29 protein-coding genes are annotated in these 24617 nt (G+C 70.0%); 2 read left to right on the top strand and 27 right to left on the bottom strand.

Annotated features, from left to right (window positions below):
• Nucleotides 1-31: 31 nt before the first annotated feature.
• Entirely contained in the window at nt 32-1882 is a 1851-nt protein-coding gene (gene asnB / locus PV796_RS29735) for an asparagine synthase (glutamine-hydrolyzing) (protein WP_274916564.1), read from the bottom strand.
• 452 nt (nt 1883-2334) lie between these two features.
• Between asnB and PV796_RS29730 the strand changes: the two genes are divergently transcribed.
• A complete protein-coding gene (locus PV796_RS29730; protein WP_274916563.1) occupies nt 2335-4854 on the top strand; it encodes a SpoIIE family protein phosphatase in 2520 nt (839 codons plus the stop codon).
• Between the two features lie 256 nt (nt 4855-5110).
• On the opposite strand, the gene PV796_RS29725 is transcribed toward PV796_RS29730, so the two are convergent.
• From PV796_RS29725 to PV796_RS29605, 25 genes are all read right to left on the bottom strand, one after another.
• The gene (locus PV796_RS29725; protein ID WP_274916561.1) at nt 5111-6283 is read right to left on the bottom strand and encodes a tyrosine-type recombinase/integrase; all 1173 of its coding nucleotides are present in this window, start codon (nt 6281-6283) and stop codon (nt 5111-5113) included.
• Nucleotides 6284-6351: 68 nt separating this feature from the next.
• Complete coding sequence (locus PV796_RS29720) at nt 6352-6561, bottom strand: helix-turn-helix domain-containing protein (RefSeq protein WP_274916559.1); 210 nt, start codon at nt 6559-6561, stop codon at nt 6352-6354.
• Between the two features lie 136 nt (nt 6562-6697).
• Nucleotides 6698-7924, bottom strand: a complete 1227-nt coding sequence (locus PV796_RS29715) for a DUF3631 domain-containing protein (protein ID WP_274916558.1) — start codon at nt 7922-7924, stop codon at nt 6698-6700.
• Nucleotides 7921-8256 (bottom strand): hypothetical protein, encoded by a 336-nt coding sequence (locus PV796_RS29710; protein WP_274916557.1) that lies wholly within the window; start codon nt 8254-8256, stop codon nt 7921-7923. The genes PV796_RS29715 and PV796_RS29710 overlap by 4 nt, the downstream gene beginning before the upstream one ends.
• Nucleotides 8253-9137, bottom strand: coding sequence for a DNA primase (locus PV796_RS29705; protein WP_274916556.1), 885 nt, complete (start codon nt 9135-9137; stop codon nt 8253-8255). Before PV796_RS29705 ends, PV796_RS29710 begins: the two co-directional genes overlap by 4 nt.
• 323 nt (nt 9138-9460) lie before the next feature.
• Nucleotides 9461-9640, bottom strand: coding sequence for a hypothetical protein (locus PV796_RS29700; RefSeq protein WP_274916555.1), 180 nt, complete (start codon nt 9638-9640; stop codon nt 9461-9463).
• An 87-nt stretch (nt 9641-9727) separates the two neighbouring features.
• Nucleotides 9728-10186, bottom strand: a complete 459-nt coding sequence (gene ssb, locus PV796_RS29695; protein ID WP_274916554.1) for a single-stranded DNA-binding protein — start codon at nt 10184-10186, stop codon at nt 9728-9730.
• Nucleotides 10187-10203: 17 nt separating this feature from the next.
• Nucleotides 10204-10341: a hypothetical protein gene (locus PV796_RS29690; protein ID WP_274916553.1), complete on the bottom strand. Its 138-nt coding sequence runs from the start codon at nt 10339-10341 to the stop codon at nt 10204-10206.
• A gap of 11 nt (nt 10342-10352) precedes the next feature.
• Nucleotides 10353-10805: a hypothetical protein gene (locus PV796_RS29685; protein ID WP_274916552.1), complete on the bottom strand. Its 453-nt coding sequence runs from the start codon at nt 10803-10805 to the stop codon at nt 10353-10355.
• 29 nt (nt 10806-10834) lie between these two features.
• A complete protein-coding gene (locus tag PV796_RS29680) occupies nt 10835-11029 on the bottom strand; it encodes a hypothetical protein (RefSeq protein ID WP_274916550.1) in 195 nt (64 codons plus the stop codon).
• Between the two features lie 203 nt (nt 11030-11232).
• Complete coding sequence (locus PV796_RS29675; protein ID WP_274916548.1) at nt 11233-13434, bottom strand: hypothetical protein; 2202 nt, start codon at nt 13432-13434, stop codon at nt 11233-11235.
• Complete coding sequence (locus PV796_RS29670; RefSeq protein WP_274916547.1) at nt 13427-14566, bottom strand: hypothetical protein; 1140 nt, start codon at nt 14564-14566, stop codon at nt 13427-13429. Before PV796_RS29670 ends, PV796_RS29675 begins: the two co-directional genes overlap by 8 nt.
• A gap of 347 nt (nt 14567-14913) precedes the next feature.
• Nucleotides 14914-15222: a hypothetical protein gene (locus PV796_RS29665; protein WP_274916546.1), complete on the bottom strand. Its 309-nt coding sequence runs from the start codon at nt 15220-15222 to the stop codon at nt 14914-14916.
• A 499-nt stretch (nt 15223-15721) separates the two neighbouring features.
• Nucleotides 15722-15967 (bottom strand): hypothetical protein, encoded by a 246-nt coding sequence (locus PV796_RS29660; RefSeq protein WP_274916545.1) that lies wholly within the window; start codon nt 15965-15967, stop codon nt 15722-15724.
• A gap of 10 nt (nt 15968-15977) precedes the next feature.
• Nucleotides 15978-16220, bottom strand: coding sequence for a hypothetical protein (locus tag PV796_RS29655; RefSeq protein ID WP_274916544.1), 243 nt, complete (start codon nt 16218-16220; stop codon nt 15978-15980).
• 31 nt (nt 16221-16251) lie between these two features.
• A complete protein-coding gene (locus tag PV796_RS29650; protein WP_274916543.1) occupies nt 16252-16566 on the bottom strand; it encodes a hypothetical protein in 315 nt (104 codons plus the stop codon).
• Nucleotides 16567-16580: 14 nt separating this feature from the next.
• Nucleotides 16581-16958: an RRQRL motif-containing zinc-binding protein gene (locus tag PV796_RS29645; protein ID WP_274916541.1), complete on the bottom strand. Its 378-nt coding sequence runs from the start codon at nt 16956-16958 to the stop codon at nt 16581-16583.
• The gene (locus PV796_RS29640; protein ID WP_274916540.1) at nt 16958-17248 is read right to left on the bottom strand and encodes a hypothetical protein; all 291 of its coding nucleotides are present in this window, start codon (nt 17246-17248) and stop codon (nt 16958-16960) included. Before PV796_RS29640 ends, PV796_RS29645 begins: the two co-directional genes overlap by 1 nt.
• 243 nt (nt 17249-17491) lie before the next feature.
• Nucleotides 17492-18712: a hypothetical protein gene (locus PV796_RS29635; protein WP_274916539.1), complete on the bottom strand. Its 1221-nt coding sequence runs from the start codon at nt 18710-18712 to the stop codon at nt 17492-17494.
• Nucleotides 18712-19023: a hypothetical protein gene (locus tag PV796_RS29630; protein ID WP_274916538.1), complete on the bottom strand. Its 312-nt coding sequence runs from the start codon at nt 19021-19023 to the stop codon at nt 18712-18714. The genes PV796_RS29635 and PV796_RS29630 overlap by 1 nt, the downstream gene beginning before the upstream one ends.
• An 11-nt stretch (nt 19024-19034) precedes the next feature.
• Nucleotides 19035-19385: a hypothetical protein gene (locus PV796_RS29625; RefSeq protein WP_274916536.1), complete on the bottom strand. Its 351-nt coding sequence runs from the start codon at nt 19383-19385 to the stop codon at nt 19035-19037.
• Nucleotides 19386-19461: 76 nt separating this feature from the next.
• Entirely contained in the window at nt 19462-20232 is a 771-nt protein-coding gene (locus PV796_RS29620) for a DUF4097 family beta strand repeat-containing protein (protein WP_274916535.1), read from the bottom strand.
• Between the two features lie 57 nt (nt 20233-20289).
• Nucleotides 20290-20463: a hypothetical protein gene (locus tag PV796_RS29615; RefSeq protein ID WP_274916533.1), complete on the bottom strand. Its 174-nt coding sequence runs from the start codon at nt 20461-20463 to the stop codon at nt 20290-20292.
• 163 nt (nt 20464-20626) lie between these two features.
• Complete coding sequence (locus tag PV796_RS29610; RefSeq protein WP_274916532.1) at nt 20627-20971, bottom strand: hypothetical protein; 345 nt, start codon at nt 20969-20971, stop codon at nt 20627-20629.
• Between the two features lie 396 nt (nt 20972-21367).
• Nucleotides 21368-22117 carry a hypothetical protein gene (locus tag PV796_RS29605; protein WP_274916531.1) on the bottom strand — a complete coding sequence of 250 codons (750 nt, stop codon included), beginning with the start codon at nt 22115-22117 and terminating at the stop codon, nt 21368-21370.
• 442 nt (nt 22118-22559) lie between these two features.
• Between PV796_RS29605 and PV796_RS29600 the strand changes: the two genes are divergently transcribed.
• A complete protein-coding gene (locus PV796_RS29600) occupies nt 22560-23690 on the top strand; it encodes a helix-turn-helix transcriptional regulator (protein WP_274916530.1) in 1131 nt (376 codons plus the stop codon).
• Here the strand turns inward: PV796_RS29600 and PV796_RS29595 are convergent.
• The gene (locus tag PV796_RS29595; protein ID WP_274916529.1) at nt 23674-24459 is read right to left on the bottom strand and encodes an NUDIX domain-containing protein; all 786 of its coding nucleotides are present in this window, start codon (nt 24457-24459) and stop codon (nt 23674-23676) included. The genes PV796_RS29600 and PV796_RS29595 overlap by 17 nt on opposite strands.
• Nucleotides 24460-24617: the final 158 nt, after the last annotated feature.

The following is a 24617-nucleotide window of genomic DNA, read 5'->3' as shown; positions in this document are numbered from 1 at the left end:
CCGGGATACGGGCACCCCTGCGGGCCCGGGCCTACAGCTCCAGGCTCGTGCCGGTGGTGCGCAGCCAGGCGTCCATGCCGAGGACCAGCTCGGCGCTGGGGCGGACGTCGCCGGTGGCGCCGTCAGCGGTGACCTCGGCGAGCACCCCGGAGTCCAGCAGCGGGCGGACCGGGGCGTCCCGGTCGGCGGCCAGCGCCCGCAGCTCGCCGCGGAGCGCCTCGTTGTAGCCCGGGTCCTGGGTGCTGGGGTAGGGGCTCTTGACGCGGTCGGCGACCAGGTCGGGCAGCACGTCGCGGGCGGCGGCGCGCAGCAGGGACTTCTCCCGGCCGTCGAAGGTCTTCATCGCCCAGGGGGTGTTGAAGACGTACTCGACCAGCCGGTGGTCGCAGAACGGGACCCGGACCTCCAGGCCGACGGCCATGCTGGCGCGGTCCTTGCGGTCGAGCAGGATCTGCACGAAGCGGGTCAGGTGCAGATAGCTGACCTCGCGCATCCGGCGCTGGTGGCCGATGTCACCGTCCAGGTACGGGACTTCGGCGAGCGCCTCCCGGTAGCGGCGGTGCTCGTAGCCGGGCAGGTCCAGCTTCTTCAGCAGCGCGCGGTCCAGCAGCGCCTCGCGGACCGCGTTGCCACCGGAGAACCGGCCGGACAGGCCGGCGGCGACCCAGGGGAAGGTGTCGGCGTTGACCGACTCCGGGTCGTGGAACCAGCGGTAGCCGCCGAAGATCTCGTCCGCCGACTCGCCGGACAGGGCGACCGTGGACTGCTCGCGGACCGCCTTGAACAGCAGGTAGAGCGAGGTGTCGCCGTCGCCGAAGCCGTTGGGCAGGTCGCGGGCGGCCAACACCGCGGCGCGGTGCGCGGGGTCCATCAGGGCGGCGGTGTCCAGCATGATGTCGCGGTGGTCGGAGCGGACGTGCTCGGCCAGCGCGTGCGCGTAGGGGCCGTCGGGGGTGCCGCGCAGGTCGTCGGGGGTGAAGTTCTCGGTGTAGCCGGTGAAGTCGACGGCGAACGAGCGGACCGGGCCGCTGCCCTGTTCGGCCAGCGCCTTGGCGGCGAGCGCGGTGATGGCCGAGGAGTCCAGGCCGCCGGAGAGCAGGGTGCACAGCGGGACGTCGGCGATCAACTGGCGGGCGACGATGTCGTCGAGCAGCTCGCGGACGCGGGCGACGGTGGTGTCGAGGTCGTCGGTGTGCTCGCGGGCCTCAAGGGCCCAATAGCGGCTGACGTGCACGCCGTTGCGGTCGACCCGCACCAGGTGCCCGGGCCGCACCTCGTGCAGTCCCTGATAGACGCCGTGGCCGGGCGTCTTGGTGAAGGTGATCAGCTCGGCGAGGCCCTCGGCGTCGACGGTCGGGCGGACGTCGGGGTGGGCGTGCACCGCCTTGGGCTCGGAGCCGAACAGCACGCCGTCGCGGGTCGGGTAGTAGTAGAGCGGCTTGATGCCCATCCGGTCGCGGACCAGCAGGAGTTGCTCGGTGCGCGGGTCCCACAGCGCGAAGGCGTACATGCCGTTGAGGCGCTCGGCGAACTGCTCGCCCCACTGGAGGTAGGCGTGCAGCACCACCTCGGTGTCGCTGCTGGTCCGGAAGGCGTGGCCGAGCTGCTCCAACTCGGCGCGCAGCTCACGGTAGTTGTAGACCTCGCCGCTGTAGGTGGTGACGAGCAGGGTGCGGCCGTCCCGTTCGACGCTCATCGGCTGCTTGCCGCCGTCGATGTCGATGACCGCGAGCCGACGGTGGCCGAACGCGGCGTGCGGGGCGAGCCATATGCCGCCGGCGTCCGGGCCGCGGCAGGCCATGGTCCCCGTCATCGCCTCAAGGGCGGGGCGCCGGGTGGTGAGGTCGTTGTCGTAGGAGATCCATCCGGTGATTCCGCACATGGTGGCGGCTCCTCCCTCGGGTTACGGCGGGCCGCCGGGGTCCCTCCGACGGCCCGCGCGAGCACCGTACGCCCAGATAGATGCATCGGCCACCTAAGCTTCGGGGGAGGCGCCGGATTGAGCCACGCCTCTACCGGGCGCCGGAAAAGCCGCGGCAATCCGCGCACCGCACACCGGGAAAGCCACGGCAAAGCGGGCGAGTTGGGCCCGCGGTCCGGACCCATGACGCCCACCGTGCGCGCCGCCCGCCCCGTACGCCGGCGGCCGGACGCGACGGCGGGTGATCGGCCGGATCCGGGCCGGGGCGGCGCCCGACGGGGGCGCTGCGGGGCTTACGTCGGGCAGGCGCCCCGGCCGGCCGCGGGAGTACCGTGGGAAGGGCCGGTGGTACGCGGGGGCGGGCCGGTGGCCGGCCCGCACGGGGTGTTGAGCCGGCATGGGAACGGTCTTGTATGAGCGCCTCCCCGAGCAGCCGCCTCCCCGGCAACGGGGCCTTCGACCTCACCCGAACCGCCGTGGTGCTGGCCGATCGCACCGGGGTGGTGCGCGGCTGGTCCGCCGGCGCCGAGCGGCTGCTGGGCCATCCGACCTCCGCGGCCCTGGGCCGGCCGCTGGCCGAGCTGTTCGCCCCGGCGAACCCCGACGCGGCACCCGGCGGGCCGGCCTGGCGGGAGCGGCTCGCGGCGGCGGACGGCTGGAGCGGCCTGACCGCGGTGCAGGACGCCACCGGGCACCGGCTCGACCTGGAGGTGCGGGTGCTGCCGGTCCTCGCCGGACCGGGCCCGGACACCCGGCTGGTGCTGGCCACCGAGACGGCGCGGACGCCCTGGTCGGGCGCCGGCCGCTCGCTGCTGAACGGGATCCTCGGGGCGTCGCCGTTCGGGGTGGCGATGCTCGACCCCGAACTGCGCTACGTCTGGGTCAACGACGCCCTGGAACGGATGGGCGGCGCCCCGCGCGCCGAGCGGTTGGGCAAGCGGCTGGGCGAGGTGCTGCCGGGCATGGCGGTGGAGTCCATCGAGACGGAGATGCGCCGGGTACTGCGCACCGGCCGCCCCTCCCTCGGCTACGAGTACCTCGGCCACCCGGAGTCCGACCCCCGGCACGAACACGCCTACTCCACGTCGTTCTTCCGGCTGGAGGACGAGTCCGGCCGGGTGCTCGGCGTCTGCTACATGGTCCTGGACGTCACCGAGAGCTATCGCGCCCGGCAGCGGATGGCGCTGCTCAACCGCGCGGGCGAGCGGATCGGCGGCTCCCTCGACGTCTGGCAGACCGCCCAGGAGTTGGCGGACGTGGCGGTGCCGGACCTCGCCGACTTCGTCACCGTCGACCTGCTCGACGCGATGGTCAGCGGAGCCGAGCCGGCGCCCGGGCCGGTCGAGCCCGCCGACCTGTTCAGCGTGCGCCGGGCGGCGCAGCAGTCCGTGCGGGACGGCTGCCCGGAGGCGCTGATCCCGATCGGGGAGCGGACCGGCTATCCACCGTCGGCGCCGGTGGTGTTGAGCCTGACCGAGGGCGAGTCGGTGCTGATCCCGGACCTCGATCTGGATCACACCGACTGGGCGGCCGACGACCCGGTCCGGGCCGGGAAGTTGCGGGCGCTCGGCTTCCACTCGCTGATGGTGGTACCGCTGCGGGCCCGGGGCCACTTCCTGGGCGCGGCCGCGTTCGCCCGCTGGCGGCCCACCGGCCCGTTCCAGCCCGACGACCTGGTCCTGGCCGAGGAGTTCGTCACCCGCGCGGCGATCTCCATCGACAACGCCCGCCGGTACACCCGTGAGCACGCCGCGGCGCTCACCCTCCAGCGCAGCCTGCTGCCGCGCGAACTGCCCGAGCAGAGCGCCGTGGAGGCCGCTTACCGCTATCTGCCGGCCGATTCCCGGTCCGGGGTGGGCGGCGACTGGTTCGACGTGATCCCGCTGTCGGGCGCGCGGGTGGCGCTGGTGGTCGGCGACGTGGTCGGACACGGGGTGCACGCCGCGGCCACCATGGGCCGGCTGCGGGCCGCCGTGCAGGCGCTGGCCGACCTCGACCTGTCCCCGGAGGAGGTGTTGGCGCACCTGGACGACATGGTCAACCGGGTCGCGCACGACGCGCACAGCGACGACGGGGTGGTCGGCGCGACCTGTCTGTACGCGGTCTACGACCCGGTCGCCTGCTGCTGCACGCTGGCCCGGGCCGGGCACCCCGCCCCCCTGTTGGTCAGCCCGGCGGGCGGCTGCCAGATGCTGGAGCTGCCCACCGGGCCGCCGCTGGGGCTGGGCGGGATGCCCTTCGAGTCCACCGAACTGCCGCTGGCCGAGGGGAGCTTGCTGGCGCTCTACACCAACGGGCTGCTACTGGGGAAGGCCCTCGACCTGGACGGCGGGATCACCCGGCTGCGGACCGCGCTGTCCGATCCGCAGGCCCCGTTGGAGGAGATCTGCGAGAGGGTCATCAGCACCCTGCCGGGCACCCGGCCGGTGGACGACGTGGCACTGCTGCTGGCCCGCACCCGGGCCCTGCCGCAGGAGCAGTTGGCCACCTGGGACATCGCCGCGGACCCGTCGGCGGTCGGCGAGGCCCGACGGTCCGCCGCCGACCAACTGGCCCAATGGGGGCTGCCGCAACTGGAGTTCTCCACCGAGCTGATCGTCAGCGAGCTGGTCACCAACGCCCTCCGGCACGCCTCGGGGCCGATCGGGCTGCGGATGATCCGGGCGAGGGCGCTGATCTGCGAGGTGTCCGACGGCAGCAGCACCGCGCCGCACCTGCGGCACGCCCGGACCACCGACGAGGGCGGCCGGGGACTGTTCCTGATCGCCCGCTATGCCAGCCGGTGGGGCACCCGCTACACCCCGCACGGCAAGTTCATCTGGGCCGAACTCCCGCTGGACGCCGCCCCCGAGGCGCTGACCGCGGCGGCGCTCGGCGCGCTCACCGACGGCCTGGACGACCCGGCGGCGCCGTTCACCGACGCGGACCGGTGAGGCGCCGACGCCACGGAGGCGCCCCGGAATTGCCCCGGGAGGCTCCCCAACTCCCTTCCCCCGGCCCCCGGATGCCCCTCGCGGGCCGCCTCCCCGCACCCCCGCTTAGCGGCTCCTTACCCGCCCCTTAAGGATCCCCTGAAGTGGGGCACCCTCAAGTTGCCTGCTCCCCCGCAGGTTAGAGCCGCTGGGGCGGCTGCAAGTTGGCGCGGTTGGGAGTCGGGGGAGCCAAACAGGGAGCCATGCCCGCGCATCCTCAGTCAGTGCCGGAGTCCACGCACCTAAAGAAGATCTCGTCCATGGCCTGGGCCCCGTCCGTGACCACAGGGCGGATCTGCTTCCGATACACCTTCTCAGTCGTCTGCGACGTGCTGTGCCCGACAAGCCGAGCGATCTTTTCCAGCGGGATCCCGTGATCCGAGAGGATCGAGACGAAGCTGTGGCGAAGTTCCCTAGGGGTCCACTGCTTCGGGTCGGGAAAGCCTGCTCCCTTCAGCAGCACACGGAAGTTTCGGCGCACGTTCTCCGCCGTTCGCTGCTCACCGCTGCTCGTACCGAAGACCAAGTCGGTAGCCGTCCATGGAAGGCCGAGACCCTCACGGCGCTTCCGCTGCTCAGCCTGGTAGCTCTCCAGCGTCTCCACCAGTTGCCGCGGCATAGCCAAGGTGCGCCGACTCTTCACGGTCTTGGTCTCACCGCGCCGACGCACCGACCTCCAGACTTCAATGTGCGGAGCGACCCCGCCGACGGGGCGAAGGTGGACCCGATCCCAGGTGAGCGGACGCACCTCTTCAGTCCGAATTCCAACTAGCAGTGACACAGCCACATAGACATGCACCCAGGTATCCCGCTGCGCAGTGAGAAGCGACTTCGCTTGCTCCAGGGTGAGGGATTTACTCGGACGCCCGGACTGCCCTTCAGGCAGATCAACAAGCTCTGCCACATTCCTTAGAATCAAGTCGCGACGTTGCGCATGTGTAATCGAGCGCCGCAAGATCGAAAGGATCATTTCCATCGAGCTCTTCGCGAGGGAAATGGATTTTTCATCCAACCAGCAGTCGACGGTGTCAGCCGTGAGATCTTTCAGCCGCGCTTTCCCCAGATCAGCAATTACGTGGTTCTCCGCCATGCTGGTGTACGTACTGATCGACCCTGCGTCACGCCCCTTCAGCCCTTGAGAAAGCCATGCACGCACAGCCTGCTCAATGGTATAGGTGGCACTGGACTTCACTCCCACCTCGAGCTCCTTCCGCTTCTCGCGCAATTTTGCTCGCACCTCGGCCTTGGTCTTCCCTGACACCTTCGGACGGCTCCTCTTACCGGCAGGTGTGAAGCCGAGAGAAATCGCCCCGATGTAGCGATTCTTGGACTTATCCCAGTAGATCGAATCGTCGCCATTCCCTGCCCGGCTTCGCTTCTCGTCAGTCATTCAGATGTCTCCTTCGGAAAGAAACGAGGCCACGCCCTAGCGGGGCGTGGCCTCGTTTGCGTCGCGCTTCAGTTGGAATCTTCCGATTCACGCATCAGCAGGGCGACGTAGTCGTCGATGTACTGGAGTGGCACAAGTCGGCGTCGGCCGATGCGGACGGTGCGGAGCCGGCCGAGTCGGATCTCCTCGCACGCCTTTGAGCGTCCGATGCTGCACAGCCTTGCGGCCTCTTTGATCTCATACAGGCGTGGTCGTACAAATTCGGCTGCGGTGGCCATGGGCACGATCCTTTTGTTTGACCGCGGGGCTCTCCGCCCCCTTCTGGGAGGTCCGCTACATCCGCTACATCCGCTACATCGCAGGTCAGGGGCCTGTTTTGTGTAGCGGGTGGGCGCGATGTAGCGGATAGATGTGCTACGCGGTGCGGGCGACGGTCAGGTGGGGTGTAGCGGCGCTATCCGCTACACCGCTCGTTTCCGCTACAGCCGCCCCCTTGTTGACCTGGGGTGTAGCGGATGTAGCGGATGTAGCGGCTCCCTGGGTAGGGAGAGGGCAGTACCGGCTCCACGCGTCGGCCAGGTCTTCGGCGTAGTACCCCCGCGGCACGCCGCTGGAGGTGCGGATCGAGCGCGGTTTGATGGGCTTGTTGTCCGCGGTGACGTACTCGCCGAGCATCTTCGCCAGCCCCCGGCTCGTCAGGGCCCGGCCGTTCATGTCGCCCCAGGGCGCGTCTTCCAGCGCGACCAACACCTCCAGAATCGCGGCGGTGGGCATGCGGTCAGCTCCCTGGAAGACCTTGTCCCGCAGGTCGGTCAGGAGCTGGACTCCCAGGGAGGCCGGGTCGCCTTCCCGGGCTGCGGCGACGAGTTCGATGCACGCGGCACGGGCCCGCTCGGGCCAGGTGCCACCAGCCGCTTCGGCGACCGCCAGCAATGGCTCCCAGACGTCGGCGGGCCGGTCGGAGATGCCGTCGGGAAGGGTCGGCCACGCGCCGGTGACCTGGTCGCGGACCTGGTCGGCCCATTCGGCGAGGCGGTCGCGAAGGGCGTGCCCTTCCGGCTCGTTGAGCCGCTGACGGAACGGCTCGATCGTCTCGTTGGGCGCGCGCTTACGCATGCGGATGATGACGGAGCGGGACATGATCGTGTCCGGCAGGTGCCCCAACCCGGCCATCGCCACCACGCAGAACGAACGGAAGGGCTGGACGGTCTGGTTGGCGCCGTCGCCGACGCAGCGGTGCATCTTCCCGCTGCGTCGGTAGCCGGAGTTGATGAAGGCGCGCAGCGGCTCGTTGTCGCCGGCCGCGGGCCCGAAGATGGTGTCCACCTCGTCGAAGAGGATCGTGGGGCGTCCCTGGTCCGCCTCCACCATGCGGAACAGCGCGTTGGCGCTGGAGTTGACCGTGGTCTCTGCCCTCGGTGTCAGTGTCTCCACGATCTCCAGGGCGCGCGACTTCCCCGACCCGGGCTCGGGAGAGAGGAACGCGATCCGGGCGGTGGAGTCGAAGGCGTCGAGGAGGTGGGCGTGAGCGTCCCACAGCGCCACGGCGACGTAGGCCGCTTCCCTGGGGAAGATGTTGAAGCGCCGGTGGAAGGCTTCGACTTCGTCCAGCAGGGCGGCGCCGTCGATGGGGGCGGTCATGAGGCTTTCCTCGTTTCGCGGGTAGCGGGGTGGCGCAAGCGGCAGGTGGTGCGGTGGTGTTCCCAGTCCTCGACGAGCTGTTGGACGGCGGCGCGGCCGCGGGCTTCTTTGTCGTAGGTGCCGCAGCGGCAGATGGCGGTGGCGCGGGTGACGGCGCTCCACTGCGGTGGGGCGATGATGTGCAGCCCGAACAGGGCCTGCTCCGGGGGACGGTGGGTGGTCGGGTGCGGGTCAGGGCTTTGAAAGGACGCCCTTCGGGCGACGTCCTTTGAGCCGCTCACGCCAGACGACGGTTGACCGGTGGCGGCGAGGTTCGGTGGGTTGGTGGTCACGTTGCCCTCCGCGTGGTGCTGGCCAGGCCGCGGGTGACGGCGCGTTGGGCGTATGGCTCGGGGACGCCGACGGAGACGGCCGCCTCGACGATCTGCCGGCCCAGGGTGTCGAGTCCACACGGGCCAGGGCAGTTGGCATGCTGGGTGGCCAGGAAGGAGGCGACGCCGTATGCCTTCGAGCCTGCGCCGGATTCGGTGCGGGTGCGGACCATGGCGAGTCCGCGTTCGAGGCCGGTGAGGACGTAGCGCTCGGTGTGGCGGCAGCCGGTGGCGACGGTGCGGTCCCAGGTGGCGCGCTCGCGGGGAGAAGAGACCACCCCCGGCCCGCCCGGCGCGGGGGTGGTTTCTTCCTTCGCTGTCAGGGCGTGGACGGCTGGCGGGAGGTCGGTCATGGTGCCGGTGCCGGGCCCGAGCCAACGGGCATAGACCATGGCGGACTTGATGTCCACGCCGGGGCGCGCCTTGTTGGCGGAGCGCATGGTGCCGCGGTAGATCCAGTGCTCTCCGCGTCCGGTTGGCACGGTCCGAGTGGCAGGCAGCTTCTCGCGGGCCCAGGTGACGGCGTCGGGGTCGTCGAGGTCGACCACGGTCAGGCCGGCGCCGGCCGGGTGGTAGGCGACCGCGGCCGCGTGCTGCCATGCCGGTGCCCATGCTGCGGAGGTGAGGACAGCCGGATTGGTGGTGGCCGCGGCCCAAGCGTGGCACGGGTGCGGGCACTGGCAGGGGCCGGCGGCCTTCATGTGGGGCCGGTCCCCACAGGTGCTGTTTTCACAGGCCGGGCAGTTGCCGAAGGGGCGTTTCCCTCGGCTCAGGGGGAGAACCGGCACGCCGGCGGCGGCCAGAGTCAGGGCGGTATGCCGAATGTCGGCGGGTTGGGTCATGCTGGGGGTCTCCAGTTCTGTGAATGGGGCTGGTTGCCGGGGCGACCGCGGTTCTTTGGCGAGATGCGGCGGTCGCCCCGTGTGCCGTTAGAACGGGGCTCGTTGGCTGCGGCCCGTGCCGGTGGTAGCCAACGGAGCGGTTAGTTCGCCGGCCCTAGGTCAGAAGCGGCGCCCGATGCGGTTGAGGTCTGCGGGCGGCCAGGTGCGGGTGGTCGCGAAGCTGCTGTTCGGTTGCCCAGTCGGCGAGGTCGGCTTTGTGGGCGGCTTTCACGGCATCGGGGGTGGTGTCGGTGAGGATGGCGATGTCGCCTTGGTCCTCGTCATCAAGACCGTGGTAGCGGTTGAGGGGGGGCGTAGAGGGAGGCCACCCACGTGGGGTTGCTGACGCCAGCGTCGGTGAGTTTTGCGACCAGCCACCGCCGGAACGGAGTGTCCTGGGTCTTCCAGGCGGGGTCGTAGTTGTCGTACTCGGGGTCGTCGTAGCCGGGTCCGATGATGGGCATAGGGCCTCTTTCGCAAAGGGTCTGCCAGCGATGACTTCGAAGATTTGTCAGGACGAGCAGGGTGTGGGAGCCAGGATGCGGGGGGTGTCAGAACGGCGGCTTGGCGTCGTCTGCCGCGCCCGCGGGGGCCGAGCCGGTGGTGTCCCACGGGTTGCTGTTGGTCGGGGCTGGGTTGCTGCGCTGGGCGCGTTGGACGGTGGCGGTGGCGAACTGCAGGGAGGGGCCGATGTCGTCGACTTCGACGGCGAGCATGGAGCGGTTCTCGCCTTCCGGTGTCTGCCAGTTGTGTTGGCGGATGCGGCCGGAGAGGACGACGCGGGAGCCCTTGGTGAGGCTGTCGGCGATGTGCTCGGCGAGCTGGCGCCATGCGGCGCAGCGGAAGAAGGCTGCTGTGCCGTCCGTCCACTGGCCGCTGTTCTTGTCGTAGGTGCGCGGGGTGGAGGCGACGGTGAACTTCGCCAGGGCCGCGCCGCTGGGGGTGAAGCGGATCTCAGGGTCGGCGGTGAGGTTGCCGATGATGGTGATCGGGGTTTCGCCCATGGCCATGGGGTGTCTCCTTGGTGTCAGTCGCAGGTGCAGTCGGGGTGTTCGCTGGAGCCGTCGGCGCCACAGCCGCAGCAGTGGGCGTAGGGGTAGGGCTCGCTGTCGTCGCATGACGGCGAGCACAGTTCGCAGTCGATGAAGTCGTCGTCCTCGTACACGAGGTGTCTCCTTAGCGGTGGTTGATGGTGCCGTTGGCGCGGCCGAACAGGCCGGTTGAGGTGATGTGTTGGGTGATGTGCGGGCGTTGCATCTCGCGCTGTGCGGCGGTGATGCGGGCCCGGACGCGGCCGATGACCCCGGCGGCGGCGATACCACCGGTGGCGATGGCGGCCACCGCGGACCACAGAACGTGGCTGACGGCGAGGAGCCCGGGGGCCGCGGCGGAAAGCCCTACCGCGGTGATGGCGATGCCGCCGCCGACCGTCGGCGCCAGCAGCGCAGTTGCTTTGGCCCAGGCCGGGATCGGCTGAGCGGCCGGTGCCGTCGGAACGGTTGGTGCCGGGAGGACCGGCGGGGTGGGGGCGGTGCTGTAGGCGAGGGCCCTCTCGCCGGAGGGAAGGATGACCTCCTGGACGCCGGGTGGGATGTCGTGGGGCGGCAGGGTGGGGTGTTGGGGGTGCACGGTGTCTCCTCCAGCCCGGCGGCCGGGTGTTAGGTGGTGAGGTGGGTGAGGGCTTGGACGATGGCGTGGCAGGCGGCGGTGATGGGCTTGCTGGCGCCGGTGCTGGCGATGAAGAAGCCGAAGAGGAACAGCGCGGTCGCAGAGCCGAGTTGGACGTAGCGGGCGCGTATGAGGACGAGGCTGATGAGGCCGAAGAGGACGGCGGCGGAGATGGTCACGGCCATGAAAGGTGCCTCCGTTTCTGTGCAGTGAGCCCCGGACCGTGGAGGGTTCGGGGCTCACTGGTGGTTACGTTGTGTGCTTGTTGTCGCTTGTTGTCGCTTGTAGCGATAACAAGGAAAAAGGGGTGGTTGGACGTGGGCGGGGTGGGCTGGAGGGGGGTGTGCTTGTTGTCGCTACAAGCGACAACAAGCGGTGTTGGTGACTGTTAGTTGTCGTGGGCGTTGCTGCGGTGGATGTAGTACGCCTGGGTGCCGGTGCCCATTTGGCGGACCTCGGCGGAGGCGACCCAGCGGCGGAGCCAGCCGGAGATGGTGGTGCGGTGGGTGCCGTAGCCGAGGGCTTTGAGGTCGGCTTCCATGCGGGAGGGGCCGGTGCCGTCGGGCCCGGCGTCCAGCAGCAAGCGCATCGCGGCGTCTTGGGCTGAGGGCATCGGCGCCGACGCGGGCGTGGGTGTCGGCGGGGTGGTGTGGGCCGGTGGTTCCTCGCTCTGGCCCGGCTGCTCGACGGTGCCGGGGCTCGGGTGCTCCTTCGGCGGGGTACCGGCGTTGTCGTCGGTGTTGTCGACGACGAGCCGCAGCTTCTTCTCCGGCCCCGGATCCGGTGGAGTAGCCGGGGCCGGAGGTGTGGGTGTGTCGTCGGGCTTGAGGGTGGTGGGTGCGGTGTTACCGCGGTGGGGGAAGAGTCGGCTCCATTCGGTGCTGCCGGGGGTGATGCCGGAGCCGGGGCCGCCGGGGGTGGCGCCGGTGGTCGGATTCTTCGTCAGGTTCGGGGTGTTGGCGGTGGGGACGGCGATGACGGGGATGCCGGTGTAGGGGTGGGTGACGGCGTGGAGGGTCTCGCCTTCGTAGAGGTGGGGGAGGACGCGGGCCCAGCGGGAGGGGTAGTAGCGGCCGTGGGGGACGCTGCGGGAGATCTCGTCGAGTTCGGGGCGGCGGGCGGAGCAGGCGGCGGCGATCTGGTCGATGCGGTCGGGGGTGAGGTTGAAGGCTTTGAAGGGGCGGGGTTTGGTGGAGTTGTAGGCGTTGAAGCCGCAGCCGGGCCAAGGGGCGTCGGCCGGGTCGACCTGCGGGAATCCCGAGAAGAGGTAGGACAGTTCCTCGGGGTCGGTGACGTACATGCCCCAGCGCCATTTGGCGCGCTTCTTGACGGGGACGGGGATGGAGTCGCTGGTGGCCCGCAGCGAGGAGACCTTGACGCGGACGCGGACGGCGCGGCCGGTGTTCATGATGGTTTCGATCTGCTGCTTGATGTCGCGCGGCTGGTCGGCGGTCTCGTCGACCACGATGATGATGGCGGGGACGTCGGCGCGGGCGGGAAGCTTGGTGTCGTTGGCCTGGCGCATGAGCTTTTGGTAGCGGCGCTTGCGGACTTCGATGATCTGCAGGGCCATGGTGAGCATGGCCCGGGTTTCATCGAGGGTGTGGGCGGTCCAGTCGATGACGGGGCGGGTGTGGGTGCCCTCGATGGCCCAGGAGGTCAGCCACGGCAGGGACAGGCCGGCGCCGGTGGTGTCGATGTGCCATACCAACCCGTCGATGGTGCGGATGAGTTGGGCGTTGATGGTGTTGAGGGTGGTGGTCTTGCCCGAGCCGGTGTCGCCGATGCCCAGCCCGCACTGAAACGCCAGCGAGCCCAGTGCGGGGGTGCCGTCGCGGTGGAGGCCGATGGCGAACTCGTCGTCGATGCTGGTCGGCGACAAATCCAAGGGGAATTCGATCTTCTGCTGCATGACGTTGGTGGTGGACACGCGGATGATGGCGGTGCCCTTGCGTCGTCCGCCGGCGACCTCGACGCCGCAGCCCTCGTTCAGGCGCAGGTCGGAGCCAAGGGCGTCCTCGAACCGCTTGAGCTGGCCCCAGGTGGCGCCGCCGGGCAGGTCGGCCTCGACGGTGTAGCCGGTGTTCATCTGCCAGGGCTGGATGGCGACGATCTTGCAGTTGTCCAGCTTGGCGATGCGGGCCAGCCGGTCCTTCCACTGCGCGCCCCACGCATCGTGCTGCTCTTGGCGCTCAGCCTGTTCGGCGGCGCGGGCGGCGGCGGTGCGGCGGAGTTTCTCGGCGCTCTCGTAGCGGCCGACGGCGCTCCAGGAAAGGCGGCCGATCAGGGCGCCGGCGGCGAGGGTGGCCAGGGTGGGAAGGGACCAGGGCGGGCCGCCGGCGGCGGCCCAGGAGGACCAGCCGCCGGCCGCCAGCCACAGCCCGGCCCGGTAGGTGAGGGTGCCGCCGAGCCGGCCGCGGCGGGCGCCGTCCAGGGCCGTGCCCAGCGCGCCGCCGGCGGCGATGGCCATGTCCCACAGCGGATGGATCCCCGACACGTAGGTGAGGGAGGAGGTGGCCAGCGCGGAGGTGACGGCGGTGGCGGTGGCGGTGTTGAGGGTGTGGCGACCCTGCCAGTCGAGGTCAGGCACGCGCTTCTCCGTTCCTGGGGACGGCCCACATGTGCTCGTTGGGGCGGGGGTTTTCGTTGTGGTCGATGTCTTCGGCGTGCAGGCGGCGGAAGGCCGGTTGCAGCTCCATGGCGGCGGAGACGGCCTTGCGCAGGCCGTGGACGACGTCGGCGACCATCTCGGCGATGCACGGATCGACCGGGTAGGTCTCCGCCGACCGCGTCGCCAGCGACGTCACCGCCTCAGCCAGGTGCTCCAACCCCACGGCCACGCCCTCGTACTCGGCGCCGATCACCATCGCGGGACTGTCGCCAGCACCTTCGGGGGACCAGGTCTGGTAGACGCCGCGGACCTCCTCAGCAGCGGTGGCGAGGACGGAGGCCGTGGCCCACAGAGCGCCGTCGCCGTCGATGCCGCCGACGTTCCACCAGTGCTCGTTGACCCGCGGGTTCTCCAGCCGCATCAGGTCGTGGTCGTGGACGGTGCGGAAGGTCGGTTCGATCTCATCGGCGTAGGCGGCGGTGGCCTCCAGGACCTGGGAGACCTGGGCGACGCCCTCGGCCATCGCCGGATCCATCGGGTAGATCGTGGCGGAGTTCTCCGCCAGCGCCATCACCGCGTCGTTGACGTGCCGGATCGCATCCGGCAGGCCCTTGTACTCGGCGGCGACCGCGGCCATGGACGGCGCCTCATAGGCGGCGTAGGCGTTAGCGACCTCCTGTGCGGAGGTGGCGAAGACGCTCACGTGCTCTCCCCTCATCGTGGGTTCCTCGGTCAGCGGCCCGGCATCGGAGCCGGGGTCGTCGCAGACGTGGCCGACGTGCTCGCGCGCATCGGCGGTGATCGGCTGTGCCATGTCGGACAGTTGGGAGTTCAGACGGCGCCGGGAGGCGTCAGCGACCGTGCCGTAGACCTTGCGCCACACCCGGCCCGGCCACGACATCCCCGTATCGGTGAAACGGAACCGCTTGCTCACGGCGGCCGGGACGTTGGCCGCGGCGCCGACGAGCAGGGAGGCGGGCATCACCGCCAGCGCCGCGATGGTCGCGAAGAACACCGCCGCAGCCAGCCGCAACAGATGCCGCAAGTGCGCGTAGCTGCGCCGCCGGAGCGTCCTGGTCGAGTGCCAGAGCCTCGACAGCCTCGACGTCACCCACCCTGCGGCTCGTGCTCCCCAGCCGCGCAGCCACTCAACACCCCGGCCCCACCAGCCCCGCACCCGGTCACCAACTGCCTGCCGGGCCCGGGCCAGACGGCCCCGCGCCGCCTCCACCGTCGACCGCCCCGGACCGCGGCCACGCAACGCCCCAGCGAATACGCCACCGCCTCGACCGGCCCCGGGCGAACCAGTGCCCGAACGCCCACCGCGCCCCAGCCCCAACAGGCCACCACCACCAGGGGTATTGGGCGTGCGGCGGGGCGAGACGAGCCCTGCCGACCGGTTGCGCGCCGACCCAGCCGCCGCCAGACCGGACCTGCCACCAGGGCCCTTGGTCAGACTCACCGGCGTTCGCCCAGCGGAGCCCAGGCCACCGGGCCGCTGCTGACCCAAGCGAGACGCAGCAGCACCAGAGCGCCCAGTTCCGGCACCGGCGCCCGGGCCGCCGCCCATACCTCGATGCGAGGCCGGCCCACGGCCAAACAGCCCTGCGGAGCGGCCCGCCGGTCCAGCGCCAACACCGTGACGCCCGGCTGGACTTGCGCCCTGGCGGCCTCGGCGGAATCCGAAGCCGCCTCGGCCCGCGCCGGCCGCCCCGGCGGTCGCCGCGCCGTGGCGGGCAGCAGCTCGTCCTTGACCGCGGCCCGCACCCATCGTGGTCGCGGCCGCCGCGCGGCGCTGGGCGGTCGTGCGAGACGACCGCGCCGCGGCCAGCCCCAACGCGCCCACACCGGCCGCAGCCACCCCACCAGCCATCACCCCAGCAACGGGGCCCGCGGCACTGAGCGCACCGCACACCCCGACCGTGGAGAGGTTCACGGCATTGGTCAGCAGCGGCACCGCCGCCAACCCACCACGCTCCGGATCGTCTTGCTCCTCCTCGGCTTCGTCGTCCTGGGGCTGCTCCGGCCCGCCCAGGTCGTAGTCCTCCTCCGGCCCCGGAGCCGGCAGGTCCACCACTCCCCCGGCCCCCTCCTGCTGCTGCGGGAGAACCTGCGGCGGGTTTTTCGCTGGTGGGGGTGTGATCTCGTCGGTTTTCTCGGCGGTCGTGTTGGCGTGCGCCATGCTGGAGGTGCTCCTCTCACGGAGTGCGAAGGCGCCCCCGGCCAGGCCCTGAGAAAGCGGGCCGGGGGCGCCATCAGCGAACGGTCAGAGCGCGTTGCGCTCGAAGGAGAAATGCGCGATCGAAAGCGCCCGGGTGCCCATGTGCTCGGCCAGCAGCCCAAGGACGTAGTGGAAGGCGCTCTCCCGCGTGGCCTTCGGGTGGCTCAGGTCGAAGTCGACGACACCGGAGACCAGCCCAAACGCACCGCGCGGGGTGGTGCCGGACATGGCGTAATGGAAGGACACCAGCCCGGTGCCCTGACCCGTGGCCACGGTGTTTTCGTGGGGCATGGCGAGCTCCTCAGCTCAGGTCGAGGCAGTCGGGGATCTCACCGGCACGCAGTTCGCCGGCGATGTGGCGGTACTCCCGGGCGTTGCCACGAGCGATGGCAGCGCAGCGGGAGGCAACGCCCTGGGTGTAGGCGTCGAGGTTGGGGTCCTTGGCGGCGCGCTCACCGTCGCGGGCAGCAGCGTCGGCGCGCTTGGCCTCCCTCTCGAAGCCATCGGCTTCCTCGTTCAGGCGAGCGCGAGAGAAGAACGACATGAGCAAACTCCTTGTGGGACAGGTGGGTTGGTCAGGCGCGGTAGAGGTGGGTGGGGTGCTCGGCGGCGGTCTCCTGCCAGCGGCGGTTCTCGGCGGCGTCACTGCGCCGGACGCGCACGGTGAAGGCGCAGTCCGGATCGGCGCAGCGGTACGTCGTTGAGCCGAGGAGGTCGACCAGGGTGCCGACGACCCAGACGGTCGTGGCGAGGCAGGCCATGGCGCAGGAGACGATCAGCGACAGGGGCACGTGGTAGGCGGCCAGCTTCGTGCCGATGGAGAGGGCGTTGGCCACCCCCAGCACGGCGCTGACGGTGACGACGAGTCGAGAGACGGTCTTGCGGGACATGAAGAGGTCTCCGATCAGGCGGCGAGCGCGAGGGACTTCGCGCAGTTCAGGCAGGTGCCGAGAGAGGTGGGCAGGGTGTATCCCGCATCCCTCCCGCAGACGGGGCAGGTGCGGCGGGCGGCCAACGCCCGCTCCACAGCAGCCCACTTGGCCGGAGTCATCGGCCGGACGGGGCGGGCGAGGTCGAGGCGGTAGAGGTAGGCGGCCCGCACCCCGCTGCGGGTGCGGCGGGAGCGCCACAGGACTTGCGCGGCGACGGGCTGGCCGCCGGGCCGCAATCCGCGGGCGCGGAGTTGGCGGCGGGTGACCAGCCCGTCAGGGGCCAGGTGGTAGGGGTAGGTGGGGATGCCGTAGCGGGCCCCGTCCGGGTCCCAGAACTGCGGATGCGGCATCAGGGGCGGCCGGGGCGAGGCATGCGGGCCGGAAGCCACAGGCGGCGCTTGGGCTGCGAAGTCGACGGCTCGATGGCGGACTTGTCCAGCGCGGCGGCAATCCGGTCGAGGCTGTCGGCGATGCTGGCGAGATGAGCGTTCGTCGCCTCTTGCTCGGTGACGAGAGCGAGCAGTGCGTGAGGCACAGCCCTCTGCGAACCGTCCTGAACGGACCAGCCGTGCATGGGGTCCTTACCGTCCACGCCTTTCTCCGCGCGGCGGATATGGGTGGCGGTCGAGGTAGTGGTCATCGTTTTCTCCTCCGGTGGCCGGGTGGTGGTGAAGCGCTAGATGCGTTCACGGCTGCTGGTGTGTCGGGTTGGGCAGCGCTCGCCGGGTCTGCTGGCGGATCTGCTCGCCGGCCGCGGGCATGGCCGCGCGGTCGGGTCACTCACCGGCTACTCGCCGGGTCTGCGGGGCTTGTGTCGACTTCCGGCAGTCGCAGCAACGGCCAGCCCGAACCGGATGGGCTGGCCGTCACTGGTGGTGCCGGACTACTGGTCCTTCTCAATCTCGCCGACCTCGGCCGCGTCCTCGGCGGCGTCAGCTTCCTCGTGGGACATCAACTCTCCCCACGCCTTGCGCACGCGCTTTTCCGCACCGACGTATCCGGCGTCACGGAACGCGGCGACGGCCTGGCGGTAGGACAGCGGCGGGTCGTCGCAGTAGCGCAGGTGCCGCAGGACCACGACGAGTTGCGTCTCGGTCAGCTGCTCGCCCGTGGCGGGCGTGGCCACGCCCGCCACGGCCGCGACCTCCTCCAGCGTCACGGCCGCGGCATCGTCCGACTCGTCCTCGCGGTCGACGTCGTCGGACGGCGTGGGCGTGACGCCCTCCACCAGGGCCGGCGTCACGGGCGTCACGGACCGCGTGACGGGCCTCTCGACTGCTGGCGGGACCGGGTCGGCGGCGGGTACTGCAGGCGGGTCTTGTGCGGTGACCTGCGCTTGGTCGTCCGTGCTGGCCGAAGTGGCGCTCTCCAGTGCGGGTTGGGTGCTTGCGGTCGGGAGGGGTGCCGTCACGGGGGTCGGGGCGGGCGTCACGGGGTCCGTGACGGCCGTGACGGTGGGCGTCACGGCGAACATGGCACCCAGGGCAGTGTCGGCGCCGTCCGTGACGCGCTCCCGCTGAACCTCCAACAGCCGTGACGCCAGCGACGTGTCACCGGCACCGACCTTCCGGGCCAGCTTCCACGACTCCCGCTCCGACTCCTCACGCAGGTTCTCGTCCGGGTGGTTCGCAGCGCGGGCCCGGTGATACGCCAGCGACTGCACTGTCGAGGCGGCCTTGCGGTCGGCCTCGATGTCCCGGCCGTCCTGGTGGACGACGATGCGACGGGCCAGAAACGCGATGCCCTCGGCCGCCACGCACATGCCCATCGGCGTGATCGCGTAGATGACCATCCGGCTGGCATCGGGCGCGGCCATGGCCGACATCGCCGATGCCGCGGCCGGCAGCGCCCACAACCCCGCACGAACCACCAACGGAGAGGTCTGGCCCAGCATCGTCAGGCCCAGCAGCACCAGCGCCAGCACGGCGGTGGCGCCCTCACCGGCAGCCACCGCACCCATCGCGGTACCCCTGCCATAGGCACGCGAGACGTTGCTGAACGTGCCGATACCACCGGCGATACCGGTGACGAGCATCGGGACGAACGCCGCACCCAGCACCCACCGTTGGGTCGTGGAGAGCGGCCTACGAGACGCTGCGTGCATCACGCCACCGCCTTCCCGGCCTCGACCTGGCCGTAGCCGACCAGGCGCAAACGGGTGCCGGCGTAGTCGGTGCTGGCCTCCAGCACCGAACTGTGCCCCGCCCCCAGTTCCCTCAGGCCCCTGTACGTCACCGCGTCGGGCGGAACCTCCAGGGCTTCTCGCCACGCCTCGAAGGCGCCGAAGCCGTCGTAGCTGATCAGCCTCAACTGGTCGGGGTAGATGAGGTTGATGTCGATGTCGAGGGCGGGCAGGTCGGGGAAGTCCGCGGCCAGCAGACGCAACGCCCGCAGCGGCGCCACAAGGTCAGCCATGGTCAGCGTGCTCACGCGGCATCACCCATCTCGAACGCACCGTCGGCGGCACCGTGCCGGGCGCTCAAGAGGCTTGCCGGGGCAGCGGTGTTGTGGTGGCGAAAAGGGCCGCGGCCGCTGTGGTGCAGGGCGCCCAGGCGGCGGACGCGGTCGTCGCCGAGCACGGTGGCGGCGGTACGCACGGCGCGGTCGTAGAGGTCGGGGTCGGCGCCCAGAATGTCGCGGGCGGCATCCAGACGCGCGGCGCGCTCCTCCCGGCTCTCGCCGTCGGCGCCGAGCCAGAGGTCCAGGGGCGTGCCCAGGGCGAGTTCGAGAGCGTCGACGGTGGTGACAACCTGATGGCTGCCGATGAAGGTCTTCATGAGGTACTCCGAAGTCAGGGTGTGCGCAGGGCGCCTGCCGGCCATGCGGCCAGGGACGCCCTGCGTGAAGTCGTGGTTAGCGGGAGACCAAGCGGCCGGTGACGGTGTGGGTGTCCTTGTGGACGTTGGGGCCGCCGGTGATGTCGATGGCGCCGGAGACGCTGCGTGCGGTGATGGTGCCGGAGGCGGACTTGGTGGCGTGCAGCGTGATGGCGCCGGAGGTGGTGTCCAGTCGGGCGTCGTGGCCGTCGTAGAGGCCGAGGTCGATGTGGCCGGAGATGGAACGGGCGTTGGCTGTCTCGGTGATCCGGCCGGCGGCGATGTAGCCGGAGGTGGTGTCGGCGGTCAGGCGGCGGACGCCGTCGGCGTCCAGGACGCCGGAGATCGATCGGAATTCCATCTCCTCGACGTAGCCGGAGATGAGGGTGTCGGCGGAGGTGGTGACTACTGCGAGGGACGAGCCGGGCGGAAGCGTCACCACGGCCTCGGTCGGGCTGACCGTCTCCAGCGTGGTGCCGCCGGTGATGATCTGGCCGTTGACGATGGTCATGCCCGTGACCGTGCCGTAGACGGTGCCGAAGCTCTGGACGACCTGGCTACCGCGTGCGGTCTGGGTCATCACGGTGCCGGGCAACTCCGGGACCTGCACCGTCAGAGCCTGACCCACCTGCCCGAAGTGAGCCTTGTTGAGGGCGTCGACGGCTTTGCCGGAGGAGTCGTCCGTCCGCAGGGCCACGGTGGCGTACTTCGCGGCGTCGTCGACCTGGACGCGGACGCTGCCTGTCGGCAGGTCCACGCCAAGGACGACGGGGCCGGCGGTCTGCGAGGTGTAGGAGCGTTCAGTCATGTTCCGGTCTCTCCTGGCGTGTTGAAGGTCGGGCGGTTGGCGATCAGGTCAGTCGTGTCAGTGGCGGATGCCGTGCTTGCACGACGAGCACGGCCAACGGCCGATCCCGTAGATGCGGATCGTCTGCACGGTCAGTCCGGCGGCGCGGGCTTCGGCCAGGCCCCGGGCGCAGTCGCCCAGCCAGCCGAAACCGTCGGCGTCGATGATCTTGTAACCCTTGCGCGACTTCATCAGCGATGTCCCTTCCGATGGGGCGTGGTGTGGAGGCCGAGCACGTGGCGGCCCGCGGCGTAGGCGCCGGCGACAGCAACAGCCGCCGCGCCGAGGAGGGAAGGTGCTGAGTGCCCCGGCCGGGAGTCGAACCCGGCCTGCGACCATCGGGGCTGTTGACTGGTCAGATGCAGGTCGTTGCGAGCGCGAGCCCAATACGCAAGTGCCGCTCGGCTCGCCGGAGCAGCACTTGCTCGTCCTCGTGGCCGTCGGGGTAGAGCGCGCCGTCCAGGGCGCGGTGAGCGGCAGCGAACGCGTCGTCGGCGGCCGTCCACCGCGCCTGGTCGCAGGACTCCAGCGCCGAGGCCAGAAGGACGTAGTCGCGGGCGGCGAGCACGGCCGTGGTCAACTCCCAGGCGGTGCCAGGGGAATGCTCCTCGCTATCCCAGAGGCGGGCGAGGGCGGGGCCGTAGGCGACGATAAGCGCCTTAAAGGTCGGCTCCTTGGCCGGCATCAAGTGCACGAGCATGATTCCTTCCGGTAGGCGCAGTCAGAGGGAGCCACCGGGCTCCCGCTGAGGCAGCGGCGGCAGTTGATCGGTGGACTCGGATGCGCGGTCGTGCTGCGGCTCGGGCTCGCTCACCGGCCGCCCCTGTTCTCCGCGGAGCGCCGGTTGGCTTCACGGACCTTGTCCGAGAGCTCACGGCGCTCGTCGTCGGTCAACCGCGTCACAACTCCTGTGAGCGTGGCGGGCGGAGGTGCGAAGATGTGCGTCAACACAGGTGTGCCTCTCGCTAGGTGTGCCTGTGGCGGGCCCCGGGGATTGCGCCCCCGGGGCCCGCGCCTTGTCGGCGCTCGGACGAGCAGCCACGGCCGCCCACCTGCAAGTGCGGGTGGGCGGCCGTGGCCGTTCGTGCTGCGAGATCTACAGACGCCACCACAGCGCCTCGGCCAGCTCGGTGATGCGGAGGTCAAGGCGCGCCCGCTCGAACCGGTCGAGCCGGCCGTTGATCTGCCGCAGCGTGGCGACGAGTTCGTCACGCACTCGCCGGATCGCGGCCTCCTGCGCGGCCGGAGCGACCGCCGCCCACTGGTCTTTCCGCGGCTTGGCCTTGAGCCGCTTGGCCTGCTCCTGACGCCTCAGTTCGGCGTAGGCGAGGGCGCGACGGGTGCCGATCACACAGGCCGTGCTGCTGGAGCAGACCGGGCACTGCTTGCGGTGGGCCCCGTAGGCCGCGAGCGCCTTGTCAGCGGTGGGGCGATGGGACTGGTTGAGTCGGTGGATGGGGGTGGCCGGCGCCGGCAGCGGCTTGTAGAACTGACGGCGCTGGCGCCGGGATTGAGCGTCCCGGGTCACGCCGTCCATCTCCAGGCGCCAGTCCTCCACGGTCATGTCGACGGCCACGCGCCGGTTGCTGCCCGTGCAGCGCTGGCCGAAGCACTTACCGTCGTGCGGGACGAGCTTGGGGGTGCTCACACCCGTGATCGGGCACCACGTCCGGCAGTCGGGGCAGACCAGGCGCTCCGTCCCAGGTTCCAGATCGAATTCCTGGACCGGGAGGGCGCTCAGCTCAAGGGCAGGGAGGTGAGACACGTTCTTCGTCCGGGTGCGCTTAGGACGCTCCCGCTTGGTGCGGGTGTGGTCAGGGCGCTTGCGGGTCTCAGTCGTAGACATGAGGGCTCCTCGATGCGACGAGAGGGGATGCGGGTGCTCTCTCCGCCTGACAGGCGCACACAGGGATCGTGGTGTCCTGGCGAGCGGACAGCGCATCAGCGATGTCCTCGTACAGCAGCCGTCGCCGGCCGGGGGATTTGGTGGAGCTATCAACCCCGACCGCTACATGTAAGCAGCGACGACTGTTCGTGCACCAAGGCCGGGAATCACCCGCCCCCTGGTGCGCACCAGTAGATTGGCATCTGGTGCGCACCAGAGTCAAGGTGGTTCGCTGAGTTGAGTCAGCGTCACCGGCCTTGGCGCACTTCTAGGGGACCCGATAGCGCGTGAGCGCCGGTAGCCAACAGGGGTTAACTCCGTTGCTATTAACCCCTGTTGACCTGCTCTGATGTAGGGCATCCTGAAGCGAACGGCAACCGGAGCTATGGCTAGGTGGTTACCTGTGGGCGCAGGACTTCGGAAAGTGCGTGCGGCGCGCGGATGGTCTCAGGAGCGACTGGTTCGCGAGATTGAACAGTTCGCCCGACGACACGTCATCGACGTTGCCTCGACCGCGAGTCTCAAGGTCTACGTGTCCGAGTGGGAGAACGAGCGGCGCACCATCTCGGACCGCTACGCGGCGATCCTCCGACGTCTTCTCGGAGTCACGGATGATGAGTTGAGAGCTTCCTCGCCAGCGGCTGTACCGGAGATGGCCGACGGATACGACGAACTTCTGGCCAGGATCGACTCGGCGCGAAGCGTCAGCGAGTCCATGGTGAAGGCATTCAACGACCAAACCGAGGTACTGCGCACGATGGACCGCGAGCGGGGTGCATCCTCGCTGGTCGATCAGATGACGGGGCATCTGTCCCGGCTCGAAGACACACTCAGCTTCGCCGTCCTCCCAAGTGCTCGCCGTCCCGTCGCACTTGCTCTTGTCGGCGCCTCGACCCTCGCCGCTTGGCAGGCCATCGACGCCGGTTCAGTAGATCGAGCGTGGCGACACTACGAACTCGCGAAGCGGGCCGCCCGAGACGCGGAAGCGCCAACGCACCTTGCGCATGCCACGGCGGAGCAGGCGTACGTTCTCATGGAGGCTGGCCGCCCTGGTCTCGGCGTGGACCTAATCCGCGAGGCTCACCGCTCACTTGGCCGGGCAGGGTCGCCGCGTCTTCAAGCGTGGCTGCATGCGGCCGAGGCGGAGTTGTGCGCTCACGCCGAAATGCCCGATGACGCTCGCCGGGCGCTCGATGCCGCAACCGCGGTCATCCCTTCCGGACCGGAAGTTCGCGATCCAGACCTGGCGAGCATCTTCCTCAACGGCGGGCATCTCGCTCGTTGGCGCGGGCACGTCCTTGCGATGCTCGGCGACGGTGGCGCTGTCAGCAGCCTGTACGACGCTCTGGAGGCGATGGATCCGACGTTCGTACGCGCTCAGGCTGGCCTGCATATCGACCTTGCGCACGCCCATCTGGTGCGGGGCGAGTACGACGATGCGGATACCCAGGTCCGGCAGGCTCGGCTGCTGGCGAACCGCACCGGGTCGGTTCGCCAACGCCGCCGCATCGATCGCCTCAACTCGAAGCTGTAGAGCGCTTTCCGCGGTTCGCCAGGACGTGAAGCAGGGCGACGAGCGTGCCTGACCCCATCAGTTGCCCGCGAGCCATCAGCCCCGGAATGTCCGCGAGGGGTACCCACTCGATGTGGCCGGCCTCCTCAAGGTCTGTGGGCTCGCCGATGCGCTTTGCGCCGTGCCCCACGTAGATCTCATGAGGTGAGTCCACCATGCCGACCATGGGCTGATAGGTGACGACGTGCTCCAGCGACTTCGGGCGCCAGCCGGTCTCTTCCTCCACTTCACGACGCGCTGTCTCGGCCGGATCCTCACCGGCGTCGACGATGCCGCCCGGAAGCTCCCACCCCCACTGCTGAGGAACGAATCGGTATCGCCAGAGCATGAGCACTCGGTCTTGATCGTCCAAAACAGCCGTGACGGCGACATGTTGAAGTTGCACCACGTGATGCTCGAAGCGCTCGACTCCAGGGGGCTCGACGTCCCAAAGCTGGAGCTTGACCCACTTGTTGTCGTAGATGTCGCGCTCACCGTGGATCTTCCACGCCTCTAGCCCCTCGGGTGCCTTCACACTGATCGCCCCCGGAACTCGGTAGCTGCTCCGGCCCCGTACCTCCAGCGCGCCTTCGGCGACCAGCCGTGCCAGAACCTGTCGAAGCGCGGTTCGCCCAATGTCGAAACGTTCAACGAGCGTTCGCTCGGAGGGCAGCTTGGCACCGGGCTCATACTCGCCCGAAGCAAGTAGCGCCCGCAGCTCCTCGTAAACCTTCGCCGTCTTGGGTCCCATTCGGGGGGCACCCTCCATTCTCTGGTGGTGCGTACCAGCGTAACGGGCGAGTGACACGACGCCTCCTTGCGTATCTGTGGATGCATGAAGCCAGCGATATGCGTCGACTGGCTCTTGAGGAACTACTGGGGAGCCAGAGTCGGAGGGTCCGGGAGCCA

This window comes from Streptomyces sp. WZ-12 (assembly GCF_028898845.1).
In the GTDB taxonomy this organism is placed as follows: domain Bacteria; phylum Actinomycetota; class Actinomycetes; order Streptomycetales; family Streptomycetaceae; genus Streptomyces.
The sequence above is the reverse complement of the archived record's forward strand: the minus strand, read 5'-3'. Positions and strand labels throughout refer to the sequence as shown.